The organism is Parabacteroides sp. KHUB-01 (genome assembly GCF_056640935.1).
Genome location: NZ_CM153256.1, coordinates 1,230,598 through 1,254,477 on the forward strand (window position 1 = coordinate 1,230,598; position 23,880 = coordinate 1,254,477).

29 protein-coding genes and 2 pseudogenes are annotated in these 23,880 nt (G+C 47.2%); 16 read left to right on the forward strand and 15 right to left on the reverse strand.

Features of this window, described 5'->3' with window-relative positions:
* Positions 1-13 precede the first annotated feature (13 nt).
* Together ACYIAR_RS05510 and ACYIAR_RS05515 are read left to right on the forward strand one after the other, a co-directional pair.
* On the forward strand, positions 14-769 hold the full coding sequence (locus ACYIAR_RS05510) for a ParA family protein (protein ID WP_005816319.1): 756 nt from the start codon (positions 14-16) through the stop codon (positions 767-769).
* A gap of 7 nt (positions 770-776) precedes the next feature.
* Positions 777-1,055, forward strand: a complete 279-nt coding sequence (locus tag ACYIAR_RS05515) for a plasmid partition protein ParG (RefSeq protein WP_005816317.1) — start codon at positions 777-779, stop codon at positions 1,053-1,055.
* Between the two features lie 306 nt (positions 1,056-1,361).
* On the opposite strand, the gene ACYIAR_RS05520 is transcribed toward ACYIAR_RS05515, so the two are convergent.
* The gene (locus tag ACYIAR_RS05520; RefSeq protein ID WP_225494525.1) at positions 1,362-1,613 is read right to left on the reverse strand and encodes a hypothetical protein; all 252 of its coding nucleotides are present in this window, start codon (positions 1,611-1,613) and stop codon (positions 1,362-1,364) included.
* On the opposite strand from ACYIAR_RS05520, the gene ACYIAR_RS05525 reads away from it, so the two are divergent.
* Positions 1,607-2,173, forward strand: coding sequence for a hypothetical protein (locus ACYIAR_RS05525; protein ID WP_005816315.1), 567 nt, complete (start codon positions 1,607-1,609; stop codon positions 2,171-2,173). The two genes, ACYIAR_RS05520 and ACYIAR_RS05525, sit on opposite strands and share 7 nt — an antisense overlap.
* A gap of 3 nt (positions 2,174-2,176) precedes the next feature.
* Positions 2,177-2,668: an SLOG family protein gene (locus ACYIAR_RS05530; protein ID WP_005816313.1), complete on the forward strand. Its 492-nt coding sequence runs from the start codon at positions 2,177-2,179 to the stop codon at positions 2,666-2,668.
* A gap of 300 nt (positions 2,669-2,968) precedes the next feature.
* Here ACYIAR_RS05530 and ACYIAR_RS05535 read toward each other — a convergent pair whose 3' ends face one another.
* The 11 genes from ACYIAR_RS05535 to ACYIAR_RS05585 form a co-directional block, all read right to left on the reverse strand.
* Positions 2,969-3,148, reverse strand: coding sequence for a transcriptional regulator (locus ACYIAR_RS05535; RefSeq protein WP_005816310.1), 180 nt, complete (start codon positions 3,146-3,148; stop codon positions 2,969-2,971).
* A 24-nt stretch (positions 3,149-3,172) separates the two neighbouring features.
* On the reverse strand, positions 3,173-3,409 hold the full coding sequence (locus ACYIAR_RS05540; RefSeq protein WP_005816304.1) for a hypothetical protein: 237 nt from the start codon (positions 3,407-3,409) through the stop codon (positions 3,173-3,175).
* A gap of 9 nt (positions 3,410-3,418) precedes the next feature.
* A complete protein-coding gene (locus tag ACYIAR_RS05545) occupies positions 3,419-3,625 on the reverse strand; it encodes a hypothetical protein (protein ID WP_005816302.1) in 207 nt (68 codons plus the stop codon).
* Positions 3,622-4,059, reverse strand: a complete 438-nt coding sequence (locus ACYIAR_RS05550) for a DUF4186 domain-containing protein (protein ID WP_005816300.1) — start codon at positions 4,057-4,059, stop codon at positions 3,622-3,624. The genes ACYIAR_RS05545 and ACYIAR_RS05550 overlap by 4 nt, the downstream gene beginning before the upstream one ends.
* Positions 4,059-4,262, reverse strand: a complete 204-nt coding sequence (locus tag ACYIAR_RS05555) for a hypothetical protein (protein WP_008144459.1) — start codon at positions 4,260-4,262, stop codon at positions 4,059-4,061. Before ACYIAR_RS05555 ends, ACYIAR_RS05550 begins: the two co-directional genes overlap by 1 nt.
* Entirely contained in the window at positions 4,243-4,488 is a 246-nt protein-coding gene (locus ACYIAR_RS05560) for a hypothetical protein (protein ID WP_005816298.1), read from the reverse strand. Before ACYIAR_RS05560 ends, ACYIAR_RS05555 begins: the two co-directional genes overlap by 20 nt.
* A gap of 14 nt (positions 4,489-4,502) precedes the next feature.
* On the reverse strand, positions 4,503-5,078 hold the full coding sequence (locus ACYIAR_RS05565; protein WP_007837469.1) for a DUF6155 family protein: 576 nt from the start codon (positions 5,076-5,078) through the stop codon (positions 4,503-4,505).
* Between the two features lie 10 nt (positions 5,079-5,088).
* Positions 5,089-5,388, reverse strand: a complete 300-nt coding sequence (gene trxA / locus ACYIAR_RS05570; protein WP_005816294.1) for a thioredoxin — start codon at positions 5,386-5,388, stop codon at positions 5,089-5,091.
* 194 nt (positions 5,389-5,582) lie between these two features.
* Positions 5,583-6,119 (reverse strand): hypothetical protein, encoded by a 537-nt coding sequence (locus tag ACYIAR_RS05575; protein ID WP_005816292.1) that lies wholly within the window; start codon positions 6,117-6,119, stop codon positions 5,583-5,585.
* Positions 6,120-6,122: 3 nt separating this feature from the next.
* Entirely contained in the window at positions 6,123-6,806 is a 684-nt protein-coding gene (locus ACYIAR_RS05580; RefSeq protein ID WP_005816290.1) for a DUF3800 domain-containing protein, read from the reverse strand.
* A 16-nt stretch (positions 6,807-6,822) separates the two neighbouring features.
* Positions 6,823-7,446, reverse strand: coding sequence for a recombinase family protein (locus tag ACYIAR_RS05585; RefSeq protein WP_005816288.1), 624 nt, complete (start codon positions 7,444-7,446; stop codon positions 6,823-6,825).
* Between the two features lie 254 nt (positions 7,447-7,700).
* Between ACYIAR_RS05585 and ACYIAR_RS05590 the strand changes: the two genes are divergently transcribed.
* From ACYIAR_RS05590 to ACYIAR_RS05640, 11 genes and pseudogenes are all read left to right on the forward strand, one after another.
* Positions 7,701-8,024 (forward strand): hypothetical protein, encoded by a 324-nt coding sequence (locus tag ACYIAR_RS05590; protein ID WP_480332668.1) that lies wholly within the window; start codon positions 7,701-7,703, stop codon positions 8,022-8,024.
* Positions 8,025-8,173: 149 nt separating this feature from the next.
* Positions 8,174-8,305, forward strand: coding sequence for a hypothetical protein (locus ACYIAR_RS05595; RefSeq protein WP_480331704.1), 132 nt, complete (start codon positions 8,174-8,176; stop codon positions 8,303-8,305).
* Positions 8,296-9,738, forward strand: a complete 1,443-nt coding sequence (gene istA / locus ACYIAR_RS05600) for an IS21 family transposase (protein WP_480331766.1) — start codon at positions 8,296-8,298, stop codon at positions 9,736-9,738. Before ACYIAR_RS05595 ends, istA begins: the two co-directional genes overlap by 10 nt.
* Positions 9,728-10,501 (forward strand): IS21-like element helper ATPase IstB, encoded by a 774-nt coding sequence (istB, locus tag ACYIAR_RS05605; RefSeq protein WP_480331376.1) that lies wholly within the window; start codon positions 9,728-9,730, stop codon positions 10,499-10,501. Before istA ends, istB begins: the two co-directional genes overlap by 11 nt.
* 122 nt (positions 10,502-10,623) lie before the next feature.
* Positions 10,624-11,046, forward strand: a pseudogene (locus ACYIAR_RS05610) (M23 family peptidase); the annotation flags it as partial.
* Positions 11,047-11,078: 32 nt separating this feature from the next.
* Positions 11,079-11,351, forward strand: coding sequence for a hypothetical protein (locus ACYIAR_RS05615; RefSeq protein WP_007897422.1), 273 nt, complete (start codon positions 11,079-11,081; stop codon positions 11,349-11,351).
* 9 nt (positions 11,352-11,360) lie between these two features.
* Positions 11,361-13,160, forward strand: a complete 1,800-nt coding sequence (locus ACYIAR_RS05620) for a hypothetical protein (protein ID WP_480332670.1) — start codon at positions 11,361-11,363, stop codon at positions 13,158-13,160.
* 82 nt (positions 13,161-13,242) lie between these two features.
* Complete coding sequence (locus ACYIAR_RS05625) at positions 13,243-15,699, forward strand: MutS N-terminal domain-containing protein (protein ID WP_005816257.1); 2,457 nt, start codon at positions 13,243-13,245, stop codon at positions 15,697-15,699.
* Between the two features lie 4 nt (positions 15,700-15,703).
* Positions 15,704-17,260 (forward strand): glucosaminidase domain-containing protein, encoded by a 1,557-nt coding sequence (locus ACYIAR_RS05630; protein WP_005816260.1) that lies wholly within the window; start codon positions 15,704-15,706, stop codon positions 17,258-17,260.
* A 251-nt stretch (positions 17,261-17,511) separates the two neighbouring features.
* Positions 17,512-18,117 carry a hypothetical protein gene (locus ACYIAR_RS05635; protein WP_005816265.1) on the forward strand — a complete coding sequence of 202 codons (606 nt, stop codon included), beginning with the start codon at positions 17,512-17,514 and terminating at the stop codon, positions 18,115-18,117.
* Between the two features lie 6 nt (positions 18,118-18,123).
* Complete coding sequence (locus ACYIAR_RS05640) at positions 18,124-20,046, forward strand: zincin-like metallopeptidase domain-containing protein (RefSeq protein ID WP_005816267.1); 1,923 nt, start codon at positions 18,124-18,126, stop codon at positions 20,044-20,046.
* 106 nt (positions 20,047-20,152) lie between these two features.
* Here ACYIAR_RS05640 and ACYIAR_RS05645 read toward each other — a convergent pair whose 3' ends face one another.
* Both ACYIAR_RS05645 and ACYIAR_RS05650 read right to left on the reverse strand, forming a co-directional pair.
* Positions 20,153-20,518, reverse strand: a complete 366-nt coding sequence (locus tag ACYIAR_RS05645; protein ID WP_005816269.1) for a DUF2958 domain-containing protein — start codon at positions 20,516-20,518, stop codon at positions 20,153-20,155.
* 2 nt (positions 20,519-20,520) lie between these two features.
* Complete coding sequence (locus ACYIAR_RS05650) at positions 20,521-20,814, reverse strand: hypothetical protein (protein WP_005816271.1); 294 nt, start codon at positions 20,812-20,814, stop codon at positions 20,521-20,523.
* A gap of 394 nt (positions 20,815-21,208) precedes the next feature.
* On the opposite strand from ACYIAR_RS05650, the pseudogene ACYIAR_RS05655 reads away from it, so the two are divergent.
* Positions 21,209-22,471 (forward strand): annotated as a pseudogene (locus tag ACYIAR_RS05655) (ATP-binding protein).
* A gap of 140 nt (positions 22,472-22,611) precedes the next feature.
* On the opposite strand, the gene ACYIAR_RS05660 reads toward ACYIAR_RS05655, so the two are convergent.
* Complete coding sequence (locus tag ACYIAR_RS05660) at positions 22,612-23,874, reverse strand: OmpA family protein (protein WP_480332672.1); 1,263 nt, start codon at positions 23,872-23,874, stop codon at positions 22,612-22,614.
* Positions 23,875-23,880: the final 6 nt, after the last annotated feature.

Consider the following 23,880-nt stretch of genomic DNA (forward strand, 5'->3'; position numbering starts at 1 on the left):
GTAGTATCATGTTATGACACAGATAATTGCAGTATTAAATCACAAGGGTGGTGTAGGGAAAAGTACGACCGCAGTAAGCCTTGCGGCAGCTCTGCAACTGAGTAAGAAGAACGTCTTGGCTATTGACATGGATGGACAAGCCAACCTCACGGAAGCCTTGGGATTGTCCATCGAGGAAGAACAGACAGTCTATGGCGCAATGTGTGGACAGTACACCTTGCCGTTGGTCAAGTTGCACAACGGCATCACCGTCTCACCCTCATGCCTTGACCTGTCTGCGGCTGAGTTAGAGCTTATCAGCGAGCCGGGACGGGAGCTTATCTTGAAGGGACTTATCACCAAAGCCATCGCCAAAGAGCATTTCGACTACATCATCATCGACTGTCCACCGTCATTGGGCTTGCTGACCTTGAATGCCCTCACCGCAGCCGACTACATCATCATCCCTGTTCAAGCGCAATACCTTGCCATGAGAGGTATGGCAAAGTTGATGGACATCATCCGCATCGTTCAGGAGCGGCTCAACTCCAACCTTAAAGTGGGCGGCATCGTCATCACCCAGTTCGATCGCCGCAAGACGTTGAACCGAAGCGTGAGGGAAATCGTCAATGACAGTTTTCACGAGAAGGTTTTCAAGACCGTCATCCGTGATAATGTGGCTTTGGCAGAAGCACCCATCAACGGCAAGACTATCTTTGAGTATAATCCCAAATCCAATGGTGCCAGTGATTATATGTCTTTGGCAAAAGAAGTGTTAAACTTAAAATAGCATAGCCATGAGCAAGAGCAGTATGTTGAAAGAGGGAATGAAAGGCGGTCTCAACGGACTCCTTTCTTCCACAAAGAAGCCGAGTAAGGAGCAGATAGTCACAGAAACTACACCAGCACCACCTGTGTCTGTTTCTGAGACTACCGAAGTGCCGGTGCATTGCAATTTCCTTATCAACAAGAGCATCCACACGAGGATGAAGTACCTCGCCATCAAGAAAGGGATGTCCTTGCGTGATATTGTCAATGAGGCAATGACAGAATACCTAAAGCGGCATGACACATGAGTGCCGCGCGGTATCATCGCCGAACAGACGATGATACCGCTATCTCTTCTATAAACAGACTTTACTATCCGTAGTATGGTAGTAAAAACTATTCGACTATTATACTATTCGTAGTCGATACTACTTTTAGAAAATACTATCCAACTCATTTTTAGGGCAATAGTTTTCTCTGCTTGTAGGACTGTCTCCATGCTGATAAAAGGCAATGTCGTTCCCTATTACAAGATTTTCTCTTTTTCCCTCATATCAACTATCGTCCTTCCCCATATACAGCTTCGCCCCACGCCATCCCGCCCGTTTCCTCTTTTACATAACAGATTTCTTTTCGCCTGCCTTGCCGCTGCGGATATTGTTTTGCAAAGGTAATGCTGGCGATTGTTCAAACACCAAATCGTCCATTGCATTTGACCGAAAAATCTTCCTCTGCGTGCAGAGCGTATTTTTCGCTCCCGATTTGGCTTTTTGATCGCCATCACTCTTGGAAAGCAAAAAATATCCCTTGGGCAGGCAGGAAAAGCCTCCGAAATAAGGGAAGAAAAAACATAAGAGCAATGGCACACAAGAATGACTATCAAATCCAAAAGCAGTTAGACAAGCCTCAGACTTGGTTCTGCAAATACTATCCCGCACGCATCCGCAATGTGGGTGAGAAGGAGATTGCCGACAGACAATTAGTGTTTGACTTCAAGGACGGAAGAGCCTACGAGGAAGTGGCGCAGCGCACCGCAGAGAATATGCTGACACTCTACGGCAAGGGTTGCGTGAACATCGTCTTCGCCCCCGTTCCAGCATCCACAAGCGAGAGCAACGAACTCCGCTACAAGGCTTTCTGCCACAGGGTGTGTGAATTGACAGGAGCGGAAAACGGCTACGAGCACGTGAGGGTATGCGGAGAGCGTAAGACCATCCACGATAACCGCAAGAACGAGGATGAAGTCCGCAAGGCGAATGTCGTTGAGTTTGATGAGCCGTTCTTCGACAACAAAATGGTGTTGGTCTTTGACGATGTGATAACCAAGGGTCTCAGCTATGCCAAGTATGCCAACCAACTCGAAAGGCTCGGGGCATGTGTTATTGGCGGTATGTTCCTCGCACGCACACATTATAAAGTAAGGTAAAGTATGACAAAGTACGACAAGGCAGTGTCCGTATGCTTCAGCGGACACCGCAGCGTACCTTTCGCCAAGCGGAGGGAGTTGAAGCAATGTCTCAAATCGGAGATAGCCAAGGCGTATGCCGACGGCTACCGGTATTTCTATTGTGGCATGGCAATGGGATTTGACCTGCTGGCGGCAGAAGCCGCCCTTTCGTTGCAATGCGAGTTGAAGGACTTGCAGGTGATAGCCGTTGTGCCGTTCCGTGGTCAGTCTGACCGGTGGAGCAAGGAAGAGCAAGCCAAGTATGATGCCATCCTGCGCATCGTGGATGACGTGGTCGTATTGAGCGAGCAATACTACAATGGCTGCCTTCTGAGGCGCAACGACTATATGGTCAACCGCAGTTCACGTCTCATAGCCTACTTCGATGGCAATCCCAAGGGCGGCACGTTCTACACCGTCAGAGAAGCCAAGAGGCAGGGATTGGACATAGTGAATCTTCATAATAGTGTATAACCCATAAAACAGAAAATGCTTATGGACGATATTGTTGCAATCATCGTTTGCTACTTCGTGTTCGGAGCTTTGGGCAATGTGCTCAGAGCTTTGTTCGGCGGAGAGAGACGAAACGACTTCCGCCGTGACCGCTAAGCGTCTTTAAACCAAGATACGCTGACAGCCATACGTCTGCACCTTACCCCAAAAAGATGCAGCGGATAATTGTGTCCGTAGGCAAGGATATTCAGATTCCTCACCTTAACATTTTGATAAAAATAAAGATACTGCTGCCTATATTTCAAGACAGCAGTATAAACCTTACTCTGCAGGTGCCCATTTGCAACGCACAGGAGAGACGATTGCACCCTCTGCTTTCAGCTGCTTCATGGCTGCATCTACCTCTTTGCGGTCGAGACCGCTGAGTTCTGCGATTTTACCTGCGTTGAGAGGCTGACCAGCCTCTTTCATTGTTGCCAATACTTTTTCTTTTGCGTCCATTGTTTTGATGATTTGATGTTTTGTTTATAATCTTGTTATTAACTCTTGTATTTTGTCTTCCCTTATAATCTTCGGTTGTGCCTTACCTGCCAGAACGAGAATTTTCTTCCCGTTTCTGTAGATGTGCAGCTGTCTGCTTCGTACCACTGCTGTCAAGGTCTCATCATCCTGCATGGCTTGCCATATAGGATAATACACACCTTCTGGTTCAAACAACTTCTTCTGAAGGTGTGAGCACATGTTGGTTGTATCTATTGTCATATCGTTACGTCATATCATTAACATGATTCTGCCAGCTTCTTTTGTGAACATTTCAGGGAAACGGCAGATTGTTGCATACACCTGCTTGCTTGTCACAGGCTGACCGTCCTTTCTCAGGTGCAGCCTATGACGATTGATGGCATCGGCAATCTGGTCGGTTGTCATGCCGCCATTTCGCTTTACCATCACATATACTATGGCTTCTTCTATCTTCATCCTTTATTCATCTGTTTTTCAATCCATGCCATCAATACGGCAACAGCATATTCCTGTTCTTCCTTGGTCAGTGCCCTGCCTGCTGAGATGTGATGCCACTTGAAGAAGCATCCCCGGCAACAACAGCCAGTGGCATGTTGAGCCAGGAAAACAGGATGCCCACGCATGGGAGTCTGCTTGCCGTCGTTCGGTATGACAGCCGGAGCAAGTCTTTTTGCCACAAAGTCCTCTGCGTGTTTTCGTATCGTCGGCAATCCCTTTTCCATTACATACTCCCTGTCTTGCTTGGACAGATGGAACCGGCTGCGAAAATCAGACTTTGCCAATCTCTCAAAGAGATTCGTCAGGTCATACTCTTTCTTATCACCAGGAACGCTTTCTTGCGGCTCTTCCTCTTGGAACAACGATGGATATATGTATTTCTGTGACATCATTATCTGTTGCTTCTGATTTCTAATGTTATATCCATATATGACCGCTTGCCGTCTATATAGTCTGCATAGAGTATTTCTTCGCTTCTGCCTTTCAGAATATGGCACTTACCGCACAGCTCACAGTTGTGCAGACATCTCCATTCATTCAGAACGTAATCCAAACGTTCCTCTCGTGTAGATGATTCAATAGAGGGTGTGCTCATAATCAGTGTCTCCCACAGCGTGGTCAATCAGTGCCTGAAACTCTTCTTCCGTATAGTCTTCTTCCCAACCATACGTTACGTCCTTTATGCCCAAAGTAAACCCTAATGCCTCAGAATAGGATATGCCAATTTCAGCTGCAAGGTCTCTTGCCGCTTGAAAAATCTGCTCTTCTTTGCTTAAGGGCAGTTGTTTCGCTTTCTTATGTTTTTTCTTTGGTTTCCCCATTTGAGTATATTCGTTTAATAATCAGCGTTGATGGGCATCTTGAAATTCCTGTATTTCTTTCGGAGTTCCTCATTTTGCGCCTTCATTTCCTCATACATATCATTCAGTGCGTCAGGAAATCCCCATCCACAAGGGCTTGCCCAACGAAGGCATTGCTTGATTCGGGAATCATACTTGTCCCAAAGGTCATAAAGCACGATGTGGCGCAATGTCTTGTCGAAATTACTCTCAACAGAATCATAGAATTGCTCCCACATGTCTCCATAGTCATAAGTGAACTGACAGGCATTCTCCATATAGAACACCATCAATTCTGCGACTGAATCTTCCGAAGGCTTCAGTTTCTTGAAGTCGGACAATGCCTTGCGGCACACTGAGAAGCGTGTCTTTGGCTCTCTGTTTCTGCTCGGATAGAACTCTTCCCGTATGATGTGCTTATACTCTTCCAGCTTCTGGCCCTCATTCGGCTCTGCATAGAAGTCAAGATATTCCTTTGCCTCTTTCCGTGCAGAATAAAGTTCCAATACCATTTTTATTATTTCACTCTTGTCCATGGACATGAGGACAGACTTTAATTTAGATTTTGACATTTCTGCTCTTTTATCTTAAAAACGGGTCAATCGTTGCCAGCAACTCTGATTTCTGCATCACACCGCTCGTCCTCCACAACACTTCGCCGCGTCTGAACAGCATCAATGTGGGCACAGACTGTATGCCATACTGACTTGCAGTCACCCCATACTTGTCCACATCTACCTTGATGATGCGGATTCTGTCACCCAACACTTCCTTCACCTGCTCAAGGATGGGGTGCATCATCTTGCATGGCTGGCACCAGGTGGCGAAGAAATCGACCAAGACAAGTTGGTCACTTGATATAACGTCTTTGAATGTTTCCATTACGATTTTCTGTAAAATTATGCTATTTTCTTTCCTGTTATCTTACAATACTGCCCTGCAAATGTTAAAATCGAGAAGAATTCAATGAAAAACCTTCGTTATTTCAAAGAATATTCGTACCTTTGCAGCGCTCATCTATAGATAGAAGGAGTTTCGAGACCCGGTTGCCTTTGATGCAATTCGGGTCTTGCGTTTTATAGTGGTGTCTGCAATCTCTTTTTCATCTTCTTTTCCAAAGCCTTTAGTCCATACTCTTTGTTAAGATGGTATGCTGTCAACAGATAGAATCCGTTGCTACGTTGTTGTTCCAAGACAATAACATACTTTTCCACTTTATCATAGATGTATGTTTTCTTGACCTTACGCTTTTTGCCGTCCCTCTCTTCTATGGTAAATACATCCAGATTGTCTGGTGTCAATTCTCTCACATGGTGATTTATCCAATGAAGCCTTTGTGAACGAGCCATCTCGAATACTCGCTTTGGATAAGTCGTACCGTCTTCGTTCTCAACCATGATTTCTTCACAGGTAAGATGCTTGAACAATCTTGCCATGTCAATCTCGCCATCTGTCTTTATAGGATAGATGCGCCACCCTCTGAATGAGAATTGACAGTTATCTTCTATATCACGCTTGAATATTGCATGAAGATCATGCTCTCTTTCTCGTTCACTGAGATATGCCAGTTCCAGCAGCTCAGGGTATTTCTTGATAATATTCAAACTGCTCATTGGCTATTTCAGTGCGATAAAAAACAAATTAAACTTCTTTCTAAATTTGGGAGTTGTGGTGTTGAGACTGATATTACTGTGTTTTTTTATCTTTTCAATCAGCTTCATTTTGGCTCTCACCCTTCCTTCAACTTCTCCCTTTTCATATCTAAGGTTGTAGTTGATGGCTCCCATTAGAACATCTGCCAATTGGATGAAGACACTTTCGTGTGAACGTATAAACTGAAACCTGCCAATGGAAGAGTTGTATTCCATTATTTTTCTGAGCCTCTCCAGCTTATCGCTACTGCATGTGTCCTTGATATCCATATATATGTTATATGTATAATCCATGTCCATCTTGTGATGCAGCAATTGGTAGTACATGCGAAAGTAGAAATCATTAAACGTATAGTCTTCTCGTTTCTCGTCAATCTGACTCTTGTCAACAACCACAGCCCTAAATTCCATGTCATTCATAAAGAACCAGTCTATAAGCTCTGCATAGACTTTATACGTGGCCTCGTGGACATTTGTCCATTTCAGCTCATCACTATAGCCGTGCTTCTTCTTAATATCTTTTATGGCATCTTTTGCCATGCGGATTTGTGTGTATGCTATACTTGTACATCCCAAAAGCATGTAGGGATGACCGTCATGCACCATGTGGGTGCTTTCATCACAGTAGATGTTGAATGTCTTATTCATTGTATCTGTTTTTTGTTTATTCTTTATTCCTTTTCTTCAGCGGTCCACTATGAGGTCCACGGTTCAGCGTCACACCATGCTTGTTGAGTATGCGGAACACGGAACTTCGGCTTGTGAAGCCGCTGATGGCAAAGATGTCATCTATGCTGTGCCCCTCGTTGTACATGTTCACGATATTCTTCTCACGCTCCAGTTTCGACAGTGCCCTTTCCGACTTCTTGGGCGGCCGGATATTCTGTTGCAGATGGATGATGTGTGCCGATGCCTTGCGCAGCACGGCACACTCCTCAGAGAGTGACCCGAACATACGGATGACCTGTGAGGGCTTGGTGTCGGGGAAAAGTTCGTCAAACGTATCGATGCGGTCTTGGATGGAGATGATGCGAACCACCTTCACACGGCAGTATTCTATGAATGTAGCCAGTTCACGGGTGCCACGCAGTGCGTTACTGAACCTCGACACCACCAGCTCGTCGCCGCGCTCCAGACTCGATATGAGCTGCTTCCACATCGGGCGCAGCCTCTCGTGTTCGGACAGTTCCTCTATCACCTGAACACAGCCGTATTGCTGCATCCAAGCCTTGTCTTCTGCATACTCTTCGCCATTGGTGGCGATAAAGATGTAACCTACTTTTGCCATACTGTTGTACGCTATTAAATGAAATCAAGTGCAAAGGTACACTATTTTTCCGAGAAACAATCATACTTGAACGAAAAATCATACTTAAACACGATAATTTGCCATTTTCTTTTCACTTGATTTCATTGAAAATCATACTCGCAAGTATGATACACAAATAAGATTAAACTTACTGTCATTCTTGCAAATATATCGCTGAAACGCATTAACTTTGCACCGTCAATTTCAAAATCAGACTCAAAATAATGACAACAATGAAATATGAAACCCAACTTTTCGGAGGACAAACCAACCTCCATTGCATGAAGCAAATATTGCATAATGCAAAATCAAACTCGCATGGCTGTATCAGACTTGCCATTTGTATTGCCACTGCGTTTGCCGTAGTCATGCTGACAGCATGTTCAGACGGAAACGGCACGAAGTCGTTCCATTCGAGCGATGAAGCCATCAGAGAGTATCATGGCTTTCTGACCACTCTTCGACAGAACGGCAAGGTCTCAATTCAGACATTAGTTAAGATTGTCAACGAATGGCGCGTGTTGGAAAATATAAAGTCACTTGACCCACTATTATAAAAATCACCTGACCCACCTTTATAACCGAAACTGACCCACTTAGATTATAATAAAAATTGACCCTATAGAATTACCACATTTCAGTCTTGTTTTTGTACTTTAAAAAGCATTTTAACCCGGTATCATTAACCGAATAAAAATTTTAAAGAATGAAAATAAGAATCAAGCACATACTGCGGTGCTACCAGTCAGGAATGAGTATCCGTAGTATCAGTTCTTCTCTTCTGATTTCACGTAATACAGTAAACGGTATATCCGAATATACGAGGATATGGGTATAGAGCTGGAACGCCTGTTGAAAATGGACGAGCATCATCTGCATGAACTTTTCGGTACGGAGACTGACAACGAATCAACAGGATCTGCAGAGTATAAGTATCTTCAAGAACATATACCTGAGTACATTAAACGACTTAAATCCCGTGGAACAACAAGAAGGTCCTTGTATGAGGAGTATCTGAGAAACCGTCCCCAAGGTTACAGTTATTGTTCATTCTGCCTGTATCTCAGACGTGAAAGGGAGGTAAAAATACCGGTTGGACGCATAGATCATATAGCTGGTGATCAGATGTATGTGGATTTTGCCGGTGACAAACTTTATATTTCAGACAGGAATACGGGTGATAAGGTTCCCGTAGAAGTCTTTGCTGCGATACTTCCATGCAGTCAGATTACTTATTACGAGGCTGTACCATCGCAAAAGAAAGAATATCTTATCCAGGCATGTGAAAATGCTTTCCATTATTTTGGAGGTGTACCAAATGCCATAGTTCCCGACAACCTCAAATCTGCCGTAACAAGGCCCGGTGGAATAGAGCCTGTAATAAATGATGACTTTGCGGCATTTGCAGACCATTATGGTTGTGTTGTCTTTCCGGCAAGAGTGCGCAAACCCAAAGACAAGGCTTTGGTTGAAAATGCTGTAAGACTGCTTTACAGGGAGGTATATTCAAAGATGACAGGATTGAAATTCAATGATATTGAAGCCTTGAACATAGAAATAATGAAACATACTGACGCATTGAACAGCCGAAAGATGTACAACCGCAGCTACAGCCGTAGGGAGCGTTTCCTCGAGGTCGAGAAAGACAGGCTACATATATTGCCGGCAACAAGATTTATATCAAAAAACCGGAAAACGGCAACTGTCATGAAAAACAGTTATGTATCGCTTAACAATCACTATTACAGTGTTCCTAAAGAGTATATAGGCGATGCTGTAGAATTACTGTATGATGGGGACACAGTGAAGATATATCATAAATTCAGACACATAACGACACATCGCAGGGATGATACACCTTTCACTTATTCAGAAAAACCTTCCCATAAACTTCCCGGAGTACTACATGAATACAGAATCAGAATGGATGATATATACCGCAAGGCACGTGAAATAGACCCGGTAGTGGAAGAGTATATAAAGTTGGTGGCTGTTGCCAAAAAATATCCTGTTCAGGCTATACGTTCAGCTGATGGTATATTATGTCTTGTGGAATGTTTCGGACACGACAGAGTGGTTCTTGCATGCCAGATAGCAATGGAATCCTGCATGTTCGGGTTCAACGAACTTGAAAGCCTTCTGGTAAACAGGGAAGATGAAAAGTATCATATACAAATGGAGGGGCTTGCTCCTGAACTTACCCCTAAACACAGAAATCTCAGAGGTAAGGATTATTTTAACTCTAAAAATATGGATAAAAATGACAAGTAATAATAAAACAAACAGAACTGTCGGAAAAAATATGGACAGAATAATGGAGTTACTCTCCAAATTACGTTTTTACGGTATGCTTGAAACATACAGGAATGACTGCAGGACAACATCCTCTGATGGTATGACAAACGATGAGTTCCTGAAATGGCTTCTTGAAAGCGAGTATGATTACAGACGCAATGTAAGCATTGAGCGACTGATAAGATCTGCAAACTTCAGATATAAGGCATATATGGAAAAAATAGACTATACAATAAAACGGAACCTTGACCGGAACCAGCTCGAGAGACTTGCTTCTCTTGATTTTATAAGAGACGGACAGAATATTTTTATCACAGGAAGCTCCGGAACAGGTAAAAGCTATATAGCTTCAGCAATAGGATATGAAGCATGCAAAAATGGAGTCAGAACTTTATACTCCAATGCGTCAAAGCTTATGGGACAGCTTAAAATGGCCAAAAACAAGGGAACTATAGAATCTGAGATGAAAAAAATTGAAAAGTGTTCACTGCTTATTTTAGACGATCTCTTTCTTATAGGACTGGATGCCAGGGAAAGGTCAATACTTATGGAAATAATAGAAGACAGACACGGAATAAAATCAATCATAATAACATCACAACTTCCAGTTGAAAGCTGGTATGATGCAATTGGAGATCCTACTTTAGCTGATGCAATCCTGGACAGAATTGTACATACGGCACACAAAATTGAACTAACGGGAGATTCTGTAAGAAAGATTAATGCTAAAAAGAAGTAGTATCTGCTATAAAGAATTATAATTGAAACTGACCCGGGTTAAAATGCATTTTTCTCTACTTAATTCTAATATTTTTTTGATGGGTCAATTTAGAGTATAATAGTGGGTCAAGTGACTTTATATTTTCCACCATGCTCTACGGCAATATCAAGGCATTGGAGCACAATTCCCAAATGGGCATCAATGAACTGGACATGAACATCCCTTCACCCTACGACACCGACCGTCAGGAGATAGAGGCATTGATGCTCCGCTTCCTTCCCTCCTACTTCGAGGACCTTCAACAAGGAGCATACTCTCTGCCCGAACATACGGAGCAGTCGTTGAGAAACATCTTCTCGTTGGGAGCGAGCAAGCATTATTTCTACGAGACCATGCCGAGCATGGCTAATCCCTTGGGCATCGGCAACCGCTGTATGCCTTTGGCGACTAAGGTGCAGAACCTGCTCATTGCCGACTTTCTCAACTATCTTGCCATGCGACATCAGGTATATCTCTCCACGATGGACGAGGTGTTAAAAAAAAACTCCAAGAGCAAGCCCTGACGCATGACGGCATCATCGACCCTCTTGCCGACTTGGACGTGGATATCCAGAGCTTCGACATTCCGAGGATAGTGAGCGTCTATCCCGACCGGGCTGGCGTGAGATGGTGGACAAAGGCATGGTTCAATGGTAAGGAAGAGGGGGAACCCTCCGTGGAGATTGAGGAACGTATGGCCGTGCAGTTCATCCACTGCCAAGTGGACAAGGACGCATGGTTGGAGGAACACTATCCTAAGCAGATGGAGATATATCACAATGCCATCGAGCAGACAAAGGAACAGATATTACAGCAGTATAATATATAAACAAGGTATATGGCAGTTAAGAACAGTCAGCGATTCGCAGAGATAGAGCGTCTGATGGGCGACTACTTCGGGTGTCACCTTGCCCCCGTGATGGGCAGGGTGCAACGGGACTTGTCCAACAGACAGGCAGACGAGATGCGAGCCTACTCCAACAGTACGGCTGGCATCCTACGCTCATTGGCCACTGCCAATATGCCTGGTGATGACCCATACGCCACGCTGAAGATTACAGGCAAGTGGAACAGCAAGACCACCGAAGACTATCTGGCGATGTGCAAGGAGGCTATTGTCGGCAACAAGGATATGCAGCGTGACCTTGCCGTGATGGCTGAGGAATGGCGCAAGGCGGTGGTGACGGAGATAGGACGAGAGCGGTACGATGCACTCTCTAAACAACTCGGTTGTGATTTGGCATACGCCTATATCGATTACCGCATGGAGCAGCTGATGATAGAAAAAATGGTGAAAGACCGTATGCCAACATCTTCTGCCGACTATATCATCCGCAAGGCGGCACAAAGCAGTCTGTTCGGTCTGCCCTACGAACTGAACAAGTCACCCCTTGCCGCAGAGATAGAAGCCAAAGGAGAGGCAGCCTATAAGCCCTCTCGAACAGAGAAGGCAGCGGGATGGGCAGCCGGAGCGGGTGCCGATGTCGTGGCCATGGGAGGGATTGGCTCATGGGCAACCTTCGCCAAGTTTGTCGGTATCGATATGGTGATGAATGTCGGCATGGAGCACCTAAGCAAGAAAGGTAGCAGCCAAGAGGTCTGTGTCGAGGAGTGTATCAGCAAGGGAGTTTTCGGTACGGGCACCAACGTCTTCGCCTCATTCCGCAAACAGGCAAAAGTCATCAAGAACCACGAGAACAGCTATATCAAGGCTACCAACAGCCATTTCAAGAACAAGATTCCCACGAGCAATATCACTTTTATGGATTGGACGAAACAAACCGAGCAGACCTCTTTTCCTTGGAACAAAGGTACGTTCCTTGACCCTCAGAGAAACGAAGCAACCAAACGTACAGGCAAGTACAAGGATGTGCCCTTGATAGTTGCGCCTGGACAGGAAGACGAGTATCTGGAGGTTAAGGCGAGACTGGATGCAGAGGCTGAGAAGGAGAAGAAGGCAGAACCGAAAGAAACTCCTGATTCATCGACTGAAGAGGCAACACCATCTGTAGTCCAGCAGGAGGAAACAGCCTTACAAACAAACGAAAATGGATGGGACGGGCTGTTGCAGAGTTTTGGACTGAACGGCTTTTCAGACATCGGCAAGAACCTTGGTTATGTGTTGGCGATGCTGCCCGATGTACTGGTGGGACTGTTCACTGGCAAGACAAAATCGCTGAATATGGACAATAGCCTCCTTCCTTTGGCCTCTATCGTGGCTGGAATGTTCGTGAAGAATCCTATACTGAAGATGCTGTTGATGGGTATGGGAGGTGCCAATCTGCTCAACAAAGCGGGACATGAGGTGCTGGGCAGGAAACAGCAGGAAGGCATTGCACCTACAGTTAGTCCTGCTGCATCTCGCATTCAGTACCGCCAATATCCTGATGAACCACTCAATCCTCGTATCAGCAACCCGATGCTGCAAGGGCGGTGTCTCGTTGCCAACATTGACCATGTGCCTTGTACCATTCAACTGCCTGACAGTGTGATTGGGGCGCATCAGTCGGGGGCATTGCCGCTGAATACATTGGCTAACGCCATACTTGCCAAGAACGACCAGATGCGACAGATGGCAGCAATGCAGTACGAAGAGCAGGCACGGGAGAGCGTGGTGCGACCGAGGGGAATACAGTGAAGCCCGACAACAAAATTGTCGGGAACGGTGGCTTGGTAAGCCAATTATAGAATGTGATTGAGATAAACAAAAAGATAAAAGCATGAAAGAGAAATCAGAATTTGAGAAGCGGACGGCGGAGAAGCAGGTGTCGCTGCTCACTGAGGCACTGACGAGTGCGGTGGATGCCAAGGGACATTGGTTGAATGCAAGCGGCAAACTCTATCCGAAGCTCTATCCCAAGGGCTTTTCGGTCAGTCCGTTCAATGCCCTTGTCCTTGCCCTTGACTCCGATGCCAAGGGTTGCAAGAGCAATCTGTTTACGCAGTTCTCCGAAGCGAAGGCACGGGGTGAGAGCGTGAGGGAGCATGAGAAAGGTGTGCCGTTCCTGTATTACAATTGGAATAAGTACGTCAACCGCAACAATCCCGACGATGTCATCACCAAGGAGGCATACGCAGAACTGTCGGAACAGGACAAACAGCAGTACAAGGGAGTGAAAAACCGTGAGATCCGTGTGCTGTTCAATATCGACCAGACGCTACTGCCTATGGCTAACGAAACAGCCTACACTACGGCATTGAAGAAGGATGGCACGGTGGAGGATAGAGGTTATGGCGACAAGGAGGACAAGCAGCTGCATGGGTGCGTCAACGGATTCCTTCAGAAGATGAAGGACAACCTCGTGAATGTACGTCAGGACGGCACGGGTGTGGCGCACTACGACACCGAGAAGGATGTCATCTACCTGCCACGGCAGCGTGACTTCGAGCACTACAATGACTATGTACAGGAGATGATGCGTCAGTTGGTGTCTGCCACCGGTCATCAGCAGCGGTTGGCACGTGAGGGCATGGTCATGAAGAACGGCAAAGCCCCGTCGGAGGATGCCGTGAAGAAGGAACGACTCATCACTGAGATAGCTTCGGGCGTGAAGATGCTCGAACTGGGACTGCCTGCCCGTCTGTCAAAGGACAGCCTTAGCATGGTGGACTATTGGACGAGGGAACTGAAGGAAGACCCTTGTCTGATTGATGCCATCGAGAGTGAGGTGAACGGTGCGCTGAAGGTGTTGAAGAAAGCCGAACTGGGTGAAAAGGTGGAGTATGCCACCGACCAGCATCAGCGAGAGACGGCGCAGATACAGGTGCAGTTGCCCAACCACTACTTCGTAGCAGACGAAATCAAGCAGCATCCCAACGAGGAGCAGCGTACTGTGGTCATCGTGCGTGATGATGCCAGCAAGACCGCCGATGTGGTGCTGCCACAGGGTGCATCGTTGGAGGTGAACAACGAGATCAAGGGCATGAACAAGCAACGCTTCACCAATGCCTTGCAGAAAGAGGGTTATGACAACGTGCGTTTCTACAATCCCGACGGAGCCTTGGGCTTCCGTCCCGACGACAGTTATTTCGCCGACAAGAAAATCACGGTATCAAGACTGCGCAACTGGTCTATCGAAGACCTATCCTCGTTGGATGCTTCTGAGGCCGTAACCCACAGCCGTGACATCGGTTTCGACAATGTGCAGTTGGTAAAGGATGACAAGGAGCGGTGGGCATTGTACATCAAGCCCGAAGGTAAGGAGGGCTTTGCCGTCTATCCCGACAAAGGAGACCTCAATCATTTCTTCACCACCTTGAAGCAGTCGATGGACAACATCGAGCGTGTGCGTGAGGAACTGGCACAGAAGTATTATGCTATGGCAGAGGCGAAACCCGACCTGAAGGTGGACATCTTCGGAGGTAATGAGCAGGAGGTTGATTTGAACCGCATCCAGCGTGTGGCAGTATTCCGTGCCAAATCGGGCGAATGCCTGTGTGCAGCCACTATTGACGGCAAGAAGTTGCAGCCGAGAAGTGTCAGTCCGTCACAATGGCAACGATTGTGGGTGGCTCCTGACAGGGATTCCTACAAGCAGAACCTTGCCGCCTCGCTGTTTGCTGATGTATTGCAGAAAGACAACAATGTCGAGCAAAGTACACAAGAGAAGCAGGAAGAAGCGACGGAGGTGAAGCAAGCGGAGACGGCAATTGTCGATAAGCATGATGAACAGAAGGAAGTGGTACTTAAGGAAGATAAAAGCTCTGAACAAAGGGAAGAGAAGAAACAAGAGGAAAAGAAAGAAGAAAAGAAGGATGAAAAGGCTGTCAAGGCTGCTGTCTCTCCCCTTGTCCAACAATATCTTGACTTGAAGAAGAAGCATCCTGATGCCATTCTTTTGTTTCGCTGCGGAGACTTCTATGAGACCTACAAGGATGATGCGGTGAAGGCATCCAAAATATTGGGTATTACGCTGACAAAGAGCAATGGGCGCAAGGATGATGAAGGCAAGCCGTTGGCAATGGCAGGATTCCCATATCATGCCCTCGACACCTATCTGCCGAAGCTCATTCGTGCTGGTGAACGGGTGGCCATCTGTGACCAGTTGGAAATGCCGAAGCAGACAACATCATCGAAGCGTGGAATTACGGAGATGGTGTCACCTGGAAAAGAGACAGGAAAGCAGATGGCACAGGAAAGTCAAGAAACAGAACAACACACCAGTCTAAGGAGATAGGCTTATGGGAAAGAACGCAGCGTATGCCGCACAATATGCGGAGGAAGCCAAAGAACAGATGCGGATGTATGGGATTCCTGCCTCCGTCATCTTGGCGCAAGCCATACTGGAGAGCAGCAACGGACAGAGCCAACTGTCGCGCGAATGCAACAACCACTTTGGCATCAAGGCTACGGCATCGTGGTTGAAGAATGGCGGAGAGTATGGAGTCTATACGGATGATAGGCCCAACGAGAAATTCTGTAAGTACAAAAGCGTGGGTGACAGTTATGAGCATCACTCGCAGTTCCTGAAGCAGAACAAGCGTTATGCGCAGTGCTTCACGCTGTCGCCTGACGACTACAAGGGATGGACGAAGGGCATTGAGCGTGCCGGCTATGCCACGGGCGGCGGTTATGCTGCAAGTCTGCAGCGCATCATTGAAGCCAACGGACTGGACAAGTATGACAGTGAGGTGATGGCTGAGATGCGGGCAGAAGGTCGGTCGTTCGGGGTGGAGAATAATCCTCGTAGAGAAATGCCTGCTGCCCATGTACCGCAGTCTGCCGGGTATTCCTTTCCTGTGGAGCGAGAGGAGTTTCTCTTCATCACCTCGCCTTTCGGCAATCGCCAGGATCCGATGGATGCCACCAAGCAGCAGATGCACAAGGGCATTGACATCAAGACGAACCATGAGGCGGTGTTGGCCACGGAGAACGGCGGCAAGGTGGTGGCGGTGAACCATAATGCGAACACGGCAGGAGGGAAATCCGTCACCGTGGAATACAGCCGTGAGGATGGCAGCAAGGTGCAATGCTCCTACCTGCATCTGTCTGACATAGCAGTAAAGGTAGGTGACGTGGTTAATGCCAGTCAGAAGTTGGGGGTGTCGGGAAATACCGGCACCAGAACCACTGGCGAGCATCTGCATTTCGGAGTGAAGAGTGTATCGGCTGACGGCTCAAAAAGGGATATGGATCCAGCCGCTTATCTGGCAGAAATCGGACAGAAAGGCAACATCAAGCTACAGGCCCTGCATAACGGCAATGACCTGTTGGCAAAATACAAGAGCAATGCGCCACAGGAGCAGAAGGTTTCGTCGGAGGACTGGATGAAGAAAATCCTTTCCTCGGAGGACAGCGGCGTGGGCATTTCGGGAACGAATGACCCTATACTCGACATGGCGATGACCACCTTCATGTCGCTGATGATGTTGGCAGCGCAGATTGACAGCAATGATGAGGAACGACAAAAAGGACTTATCTCTGCCATGGCAGCCAACCGGCTCGTAGATTTGACCTCGCTTGTTCCAGGCATGAGGCAATGCACCATTACTGTGGGTGAGAACGGCAAGACTGTGCTTCATGCAGAGAGCGGTACGGTGAAGATTGACCGTGAACTGACCTCCTCGGAGATGAACCGCCTGTCGCTCATTTTGGGCAATGCCAATCTGTCGGAAGAAAGCAAACGGACGAAGATTGCGGGAATGGTGACAGGCATCGTGGCGACACAGCAGGCTTCGCAGAACTTCGAGCAAGGGATGGAGGCTGAGAGTCAACAACAAAATCTGCAAAGGAAATGAAAAGGATAGCAAGTCATCTGTGTACATTGCTGGTGGGTATGGTAGCTGTGGCAGGACACTTCATGCTTACCCAATGGCTTTTCGGTCAGACCGTGGCCATCATCTATCTCGGCTTCCAACTTATCATAGCAGCGTGGATAGTCTATGAACTGATACGTGCGCTAGTATATGATGATTGAAAAGAGATTATTGTCATTGCTAAGACATTTCACTTGGACGATGGATATGTATAATTCAAATAGTATCGAGCAATGATCAAATGTAATGTAACAGTGTGCGGAACGGTCAGCAAGGCTGCGACCTGCCGCACGAACAAGGAGGGCAAGGCATTCGTGAGCTTTGCCATGAACGTAGTCATTCCAGCGAAGAGCGGGATTAACAAGACCATCGAGGTGTCGGTCATCAAAGATGGGACACTGACGGAGGTGGGCAGCTGCAACATCGGCGAACGCATTGAGGTAGCCGGTGTATTGGTACCAAGAAAATGGGGCGATGTCCTTTATTTCAACCTGTCGGCAAGCAGCATCAGCCACCAGCCTGACGAGGCAGAGGACTGCATCAAGGGCGTGATGGAGTTCCGCGGCAAGGTGGGCAAGAGCATTGAGGACAAGACGGACAAGAATGGTGTGCCGTACTGCCAGTTCTCCGCTTTCAGCGCAGAGAAAGTACAGGACGGATTTGAATACATCTGGGTAAGTTTCTTCCTATTCGATGGCAAATGCGAGGCATGGCTGCAACCAGGCGTGAAAGCGAACATCAAAGGGGCATTGTCTGTCAGTGTCTTCAATGACAAACTGGACTTCTCCTGCCGAGTGTCTGAAATGAGCGAATATGTTCCGCAGCCCTATAATGGTTAATTGACTATGGGAAAGCCTTATGCTAAGGAAGGTCCGAGTGCCGAAGACAAGGCACTCGACCTGTTTGCCGATATGATGATTGAGCGTATTCAGTCGCTGTCGGGCAAAGACGGATGGAAAAAGCCCTGGTTTACTGAAGGTGCGTTGCAATGGCCGAAAAACCTGAACGGACGAGAATATAATGGCATGAACGCTATGATGTTGCTCCTGCATTGCGAGAAGGAGGGTTACAAGATTCCTCGCTTCTGTACCTTCGACCGCATACAGCAGTTTAACAAAACTGGCAAGAAAGACGAGGAACAGAAGCCCCGTGTGTCAGTACTGAAAGGTGAGCATTCTTTCCCCGTGATGCTCACCACGTTTACGGTGGTCAATAAGGAAACAAAGGAACACATCAAGTGGGAGGACTACAAACTGCTCTCTCAGGAAGAGCGCGAAAAGTACAATGTATATCCAAAGCTTCAGACTTACCATGTCTTCAATGTGGCGCAGACCAACCTGAAGGAGGTCAGACCAGAGTTTTGGGAGAAACTGGAACAGGAATACTCGATGCCCAAGGTAGAGAAGGACGAGCAGTTTGCCTTTGAACCCGTGGATAGGATGATAGCGGACAACCGTTGGATATGTCCCATCAAACCGATGTTCGGTGATTCCGCCTATTTCTCCATCAGCAAGAATGAGATTGTGATGCCTGAGAAAAGGCAGTTCAAGGATGGGGAGTCTTTCTACTCGAACCTTTTCCACGAGATGGGACACTCCACGGGTGCGGAGGGACAGTTAGACCGCATCAAGCCCGCTACCTTCGGCTCGGCAGAGTATGCACGCGAGGAACTGGTGGCAGAACTGACGGCTGCGCTGACCGCTCAGCGGTATGGCATGACAAAGCATCTGAAAGGAGATTCGGCTGCCTATTTGAAGTCTTGGCTGGATTCGCTGAAGGAGTCGCCGCAGTTCATCAAGACCACGCTACTCGATGTGAAAAAAGCTACCTCAATGCTCACGCAGCATATCGACAAGATTGCTATGGAGATAGACCAGGAGAAAAAGGCTGAGCAGGAAAACGGGCAAGGGAAAAGTTATCTATCCATAGATGACGGCGACCATGCAGTCTTGGCATATAATGGTTCTGCTGTATATATCCAGCATCATGAGAAGGAGGACTCTGTAAAGATTGCTGTGCCGACGAGTAACGGTCTGGAAGTGAAACTCTCTGTTCCTTACGACCACGGCAAAGACCTTGACACCAATTATCAGGAGGCTTTTGCCCAGTACAAAAGCCTGACAGAGCCTTCACAATCGAAAGAAAACGTCTATTATGCCTCCATCGCCTATCTCCAATCAACGGATGACACATCGGAACTGGATAAGCTAAAGGAGAAAGGTGACTATCAAGGACTGCTGACGCTTGCCAAGGAATACTATGACGGGAACGGCATGGACGAGGAGCAGACCTACAGGAAGCCGTGCCAGAACAGAGGCGATGACCTGCTAATAGAGGACAAGGACTTTGCAGTGGTCTATAACGGGAGTGTCGGCGGTACGTATGAGGTGTTCCTGAAGCATACGGAGCAAGAAGTGCGTGACCATATCACTCGCTATGGCATAGGACGTGCCAGTGAGGACGTGAAGGCTGTGGCGAGGGAGATGACCGCCGAAGAGTTTTCGGAATTGGCGCAGCGAAAAATGCCGATATTCCAAATGCCGAATGGTGGTTTGCTGAACCTGCAATATAACAAGGATAAGGATAGCCTGGATGTGGGGACTGTGACCAATGCAGGACTCTCTGTGAAGCATACCTTCCCTTTCAGCCACAACCATTCTATGGACGCAAACATCAGCTCTGCGTATGAGCAACTGCTTGACATGGAGGAGTACCAGAAGGAAGAGGTACAAGAGGAGCACGTTGCCAAGTCCGCTTTCCGAAGATGAGAGTAGTATCGTAGTATATACTAATCGTAGGCTTTACTACTCATAGTAGGTACTAACAATAGTCAGCCGCAAGGAGTAATGTCCCTGCGGCTGATTTAATTTGGGGTCATTCCATATTATGAAGGAATGCTTGTAAATCCTCGTCTGGAATGCTCTTCAGTTTCACCGGCTTGAAGCCGTCCAACTGCTCCACTTGAAATATCTCGTCCACTCCATATTTGGAGCCATCCACCTTTACGCTCTCCATTTCATTGACGGAGGTATAGCCATACTCCGTTTCATGCAGACCGCATACGATGGTGAACAACGTGGTGTCGTTACCTTCCGGCTGTCCTTCAAGTACGAACCAACGGACGTGTCCGATGAAGAATATTGCCACACAAACGGCATCCTTGCCTTTGCCGTCCTGTGAATACAGAGGATAGGATTTCAGTATCTCCTCCAATACGGGTGTAATCAATCTGCTTGCCATAGTCAATCGTTGTTAAGTGTTCTGTAATACATTCTGTTCTCTACAAGGTGTTCGATGGCCTCTGCTGCCAATCGGCACACCCACTCGTCACGCTGGTCATAACGACCTTTTTGATAGTCGTTGGCAAGGCGTTCCAAGAAGGCAAACACCACCTTGCCCTTTTCGTTGATAAGATAGCGATGGTCATCTGCAAGGGCATTGCCTACCTTGGCGGCTGACCCCATCTGACCGTTTACGAACCGTGAGAAGCACTCGACAAATGCCTGCTCGTTTTCTGATAATCTGTGTAATTCCATACGCAAAGAAATTATTTGTTCAACTTGTTTTTCTTCCCTCCTTTTGAAGCCTTTCGGCTCCTCTTGTCGGGAACTGATTTTTCGTGCATCAAAAGACTGCGGAATGAGGGCGATAAGGCAAGAAAACAGACGGAGGAGTTAATGAAATACCCAAATCTTTGATTTGCGGAAAGCTGTCGTTCAGTCCTCTGCCTGTTAGCATGGCGGTACTTGACCATTCGCCCGGGCAGTAACTTTGCAAAGAAAAATGGGCATCGGCAAGTGGAATAGACACTACAAAACAGGAAAATCATTGATTTTTAGTGCATTTTTCTTTATTTCTTTCTTTGATTTAGGATAAAATATATAACTTTGCCTCCGAAAAAGTGTCACAAGTGACAGTTTTTCGTAAAATATGATAGTAAACAGATATAGATACATAGAACAGTTGAGCCGTTCAAAGAACAACGGGCTCATAAAGATAATCACAGGATTGCGACGTTCAGGCAAGTCGTTCCTTCTGAAGAAACTCTTTCATCAGCATCTATTGGATGAGGGCGTGAGAGAAGACCATATTCTCGTCATCGACATGGAGAGTAGGAAGAACAGAGAGTTCAAGAACCCGGACTACCTGTTGGACTGGGTGGAAAAGATGATGATTGACTATGAGACTTATTATATCATCATCGACGAGGTGCAGGAGGTGGAAGACTTTGTAGAGGTGCTCTCTTCCTTGTCAGTTACCGAAGGGGCGGATGTGTATGTCACAGGCTCCAACTCGCGTTTCCTGTCCTCTGACCTGGTGACGGAATTCCGAGGCAGAGGTGACGAGATACATGTGTGGCCACTATCCTTCAAGGAGTTCATGACGGTGTATGATGGTTCGAAAGAAGACGGTTGGGCTGAATACAGACTGTACGGAGGTTTGCCGCAACTACTTACACAGGTTGGGGATGAGAAGAAGGCTGATTTCCTGCGTCGCCTTTATCGCACGGTATATCTACGTGACATCTACGAGCGGAACAACATAGAACTGAGACCTGAATTTGAAGAATTGTCGAAGACCGTAGCATCCAGTATAGGAGCACCTGTCAATGCACTGAATATAGCCAATACGTTCAAGTCCGTAAGCAATGTGCAGAGCATAACCGACAAGACAGTGTCGGCTTATCTGGAATATATGCAGGATGCTTTCCTTATCGAAAAATCCGAAAGGTTCGACATCAAAGGACGGAAATACATAGGTTCGTTGTCCAAGTATTATTATCAGGACGTAGGTCTGAGGAATGCTATTCTGTCGTTCCGTCAGAGCGAGCCGACACATATCATGGAGAACGTCATCTACAATGAGATGCGTATGCGAGGATGGCTCGTGGATGTGGGTAACGTCTATCATCGAGTGAGGAATACGGAAGGAAAGCAGCAGAGGGTGACATTGTAAGTGGATTTTGTCTGCAACAAAGGGAGCGAGCGGATCTACATCCAGTCGGCGTGGCGTATGCCCGATGCAGAAAAGATGGAACAGGAGAAACGGTCGTTGCGTCTTGTAGATGACTCTTTCCGCAAACTGCTGATCGTGGGAGAACATACCAAGCAGTGGAGCGACGAAAACGGCATACAGATAATGAGTATATATGACTTCCTGCTTGACTGGTCAAGTACTGAGAAACACGGATAAAAAAAAGATATGCGCATAGAATATGCGTTAATACATATATGATTAAGGGAGGGCCTATCCATCACGGACAAGCCCTCCCTTTCTAAAATTTATCAATGAAAAAAAAGTTTTAGTGCTCTTGTTCGGAGCTGTATGTCTGGCTATAGATACAGCAGGATTCTGGTATGGCGGTTCGCCTCATTGGGCGAGTAATCGTCAATGCCGCCATCGAAAATCTGAGAGATGGTGCCATTTTCCATACCACGTTTCATCAGTTCCTCTGCAATGAATCTGGCACGGGAACGGCTGAGGTTATCATTGATGGCTTCACTGCCTGTGGCACTGTCGGCAGCGCCGATGACCTTAACTTTCAAGCCATATTTCTTGGCGATGCGTGCTACTTCGTCGAGATTGACGAGCTGTGACCTGTTGAGCAACCTGTCAGTGCCAAGTTCAAAGAAGAAATAGATGGGCGCACCTATGCAAGCCTTTCCTGAGTGGATGAGCGATAGGTAATCGTCTTCCGGCTCACCTTCAGCATTGCCATATTCTTCTGTACAAGAGGCGGACTCCATGACCTTTGTCTTTTGACCATTACCATACTTGTCTCTCATTCTTGCACGCAGCGAGTTGAGACCGCTGTAGTCGTTTCGAGGATAGCCATTTGTGACGGAAGAAGCGGCATCGTCAGAAAAGAGGTGGCCGTACTTGTCCAGAAGTCCCTCGATGGCAAGAATCTTGCGCAGCTGCTCCAGAGTCTGACAATCTCGATCGTGCTGGGCGTGATAGCGGCTGTTGCTGTCAGAAAGGGATGAGGCGTATGCCGAAAGCCATTCGTTCTGTGCGATGTACGGGCGAGCGTCTATCACTCGCTTCCAGCCAGTCTTGCCGATGCGGACAGAGAGGCCGAGGGATGCGGACAGCAGATGGTCGCCAAGGCGGTGTGCCTTGCCATAGCCGTCAAAATCCTGCATGGTGGTCATGTTGCCTATCTCTGCCGTAACAGCAATGCGTGGGGAGAGATGATACTGCCCCTGTATGCCGTAGGAAATGGCAAAGGGCTTGTGGGCATTCACCTTGTTGTGCAGCATACCCACGCCCACGTATGGAATGACACTCCATCTGGCAAGAGTGTGTACATCGTCCTTGTAGAGGTTGCCGAGGACATTCCACATGAAATCAGCACGCAGGTACTGGTAGTCCTGCGAGGAGTTGTTGCAGTCGTTGAACTGCATACCGCCATAGTTCAGACGACCGCCGACGGAAGGTGTGAACCATTTGCCGATCGACACGGAGAATGCCGGTTTCATGCGACCGAATAGGTCGTTGCATCCGAGCGGTTTGCCGAGGAAGACCGTAGTTCCTCCTGCCGCTTGGACAAACCAGTTGTCCGTCCATGGCGAAGCTACCAATGCCCCTTTCATGTAGGA

Coding starts and splice junctions, on each gene's coding strand:
- ACYIAR_RS05510 (WP_005816319.1), top strand. CDS start 14: ATGACACAGATAATTGCAGTATTAAATCACAAGGGTGGTGTAGGGAAA.
- ACYIAR_RS05515 (WP_005816317.1), top strand. CDS start 777: ATGAGCAAGAGCAGTATGTTGAAAGAGGGAATGAAAGGCGGTCTCAAC.
- ACYIAR_RS05525 (WP_005816315.1), top strand. CDS start 1,607: ATGGCACACAAGAATGACTATCAAATCCAAAAGCAGTTAGACAAGCCT.
- ACYIAR_RS05530 (WP_005816313.1), top strand. CDS start 2,177: ATGACAAAGTACGACAAGGCAGTGTCCGTATGCTTCAGCGGACACCGC.
- ACYIAR_RS05535 (WP_005816310.1), bottom strand. CDS start 3,148: ATGGACGCAAAAGAAAAAGTATTGGCAACAATGAAAGAGGCTGGTCAG.
- ACYIAR_RS05540 (WP_005816304.1), bottom strand. CDS start 3,409: ATGACAATAGATACAACCAACATGTGCTCACACCTTCAGAAGAAGTTG.
- ACYIAR_RS05545 (WP_005816302.1), bottom strand. CDS start 3,625: ATGAAGATAGAAGAAGCCATAGTATATGTGATGGTAAAGCGAAATGGC.
- ACYIAR_RS05550 (WP_005816300.1), bottom strand. CDS start 4,059: ATGATGTCACAGAAATACATATATCCATCGTTGTTCCAAGAGGAAGAG.
- ACYIAR_RS05555 (WP_008144459.1), bottom strand. CDS start 4,262: ATGAGCACACCCTCTATTGAATCATCTACACGAGAGGAACGTTTGGAT.
- ACYIAR_RS05560 (WP_005816298.1), bottom strand. CDS start 4,488: ATGGGGAAACCAAAGAAAAAACATAAGAAAGCGAAACAACTGCCCTTA.
- ACYIAR_RS05565 (WP_007837469.1), bottom strand. CDS start 5,078: ATGTCAAAATCTAAATTAAAGTCTGTCCTCATGTCCATGGACAAGAGT.
- trxA (WP_005816294.1), bottom strand. CDS start 5,388: ATGGAAACATTCAAAGACGTTATATCAAGTGACCAACTTGTCTTGGTC.
- ACYIAR_RS05575 (WP_005816292.1), bottom strand. CDS start 6,119: ATGAGCAGTTTGAATATTATCAAGAAATACCCTGAGCTGCTGGAACTG.
- ACYIAR_RS05580 (WP_005816290.1), bottom strand. CDS start 6,806: ATGAATAAGACATTCAACATCTACTGTGATGAAAGCACCCACATGGTG.
- ACYIAR_RS05585 (WP_005816288.1), bottom strand. CDS start 7,446: ATGGCAAAAGTAGGTTACATCTTTATCGCCACCAATGGCGAAGAGTAT.
- ACYIAR_RS05590 (WP_480332668.1), top strand. CDS start 7,701: ATGAAATATGAAACCCAACTTTTCGGAGGACAAACCAACCTCCATTGC.
- ACYIAR_RS05595 (WP_480331704.1), top strand. CDS start 8,174: ATGAAAATAAGAATCAAGCACATACTGCGGTGCTACCAGTCAGGAATG.
- istA (WP_480331766.1), top strand. CDS start 8,296: ATGGGTATAGAGCTGGAACGCCTGTTGAAAATGGACGAGCATCATCTG.
- istB (WP_480331376.1), top strand. CDS start 9,728: ATGACAAGTAATAATAAAACAAACAGAACTGTCGGAAAAAATATGGAC.
- ACYIAR_RS05620 (WP_480332670.1), top strand. CDS start 11,361: ATGGCAGTTAAGAACAGTCAGCGATTCGCAGAGATAGAGCGTCTGATG.
- ACYIAR_RS05625 (WP_005816257.1), top strand. CDS start 13,243: ATGAAAGAGAAATCAGAATTTGAGAAGCGGACGGCGGAGAAGCAGGTG.
- ACYIAR_RS05630 (WP_005816260.1), top strand. CDS start 15,704: ATGGGAAAGAACGCAGCGTATGCCGCACAATATGCGGAGGAAGCCAAA.
- ACYIAR_RS05635 (WP_005816265.1), top strand. CDS start 17,512: ATGATCAAATGTAATGTAACAGTGTGCGGAACGGTCAGCAAGGCTGCG.
- ACYIAR_RS05640 (WP_005816267.1), top strand. CDS start 18,124: ATGGGAAAGCCTTATGCTAAGGAAGGTCCGAGTGCCGAAGACAAGGCA.
- ACYIAR_RS05645 (WP_005816269.1), bottom strand. CDS start 20,518: ATGGCAAGCAGATTGATTACACCCGTATTGGAGGAGATACTGAAATCC.
- ACYIAR_RS05650 (WP_005816271.1), bottom strand. CDS start 20,814: ATGGAATTACACAGATTATCAGAAAACGAGCAGGCATTTGTCGAGTGC.
- ACYIAR_RS05660 (WP_480332672.1), bottom strand. CDS start 23,874: ATGAAAGGGGCATTGGTAGCTTCGCCATGGACGGACAACTGGTTTGTC.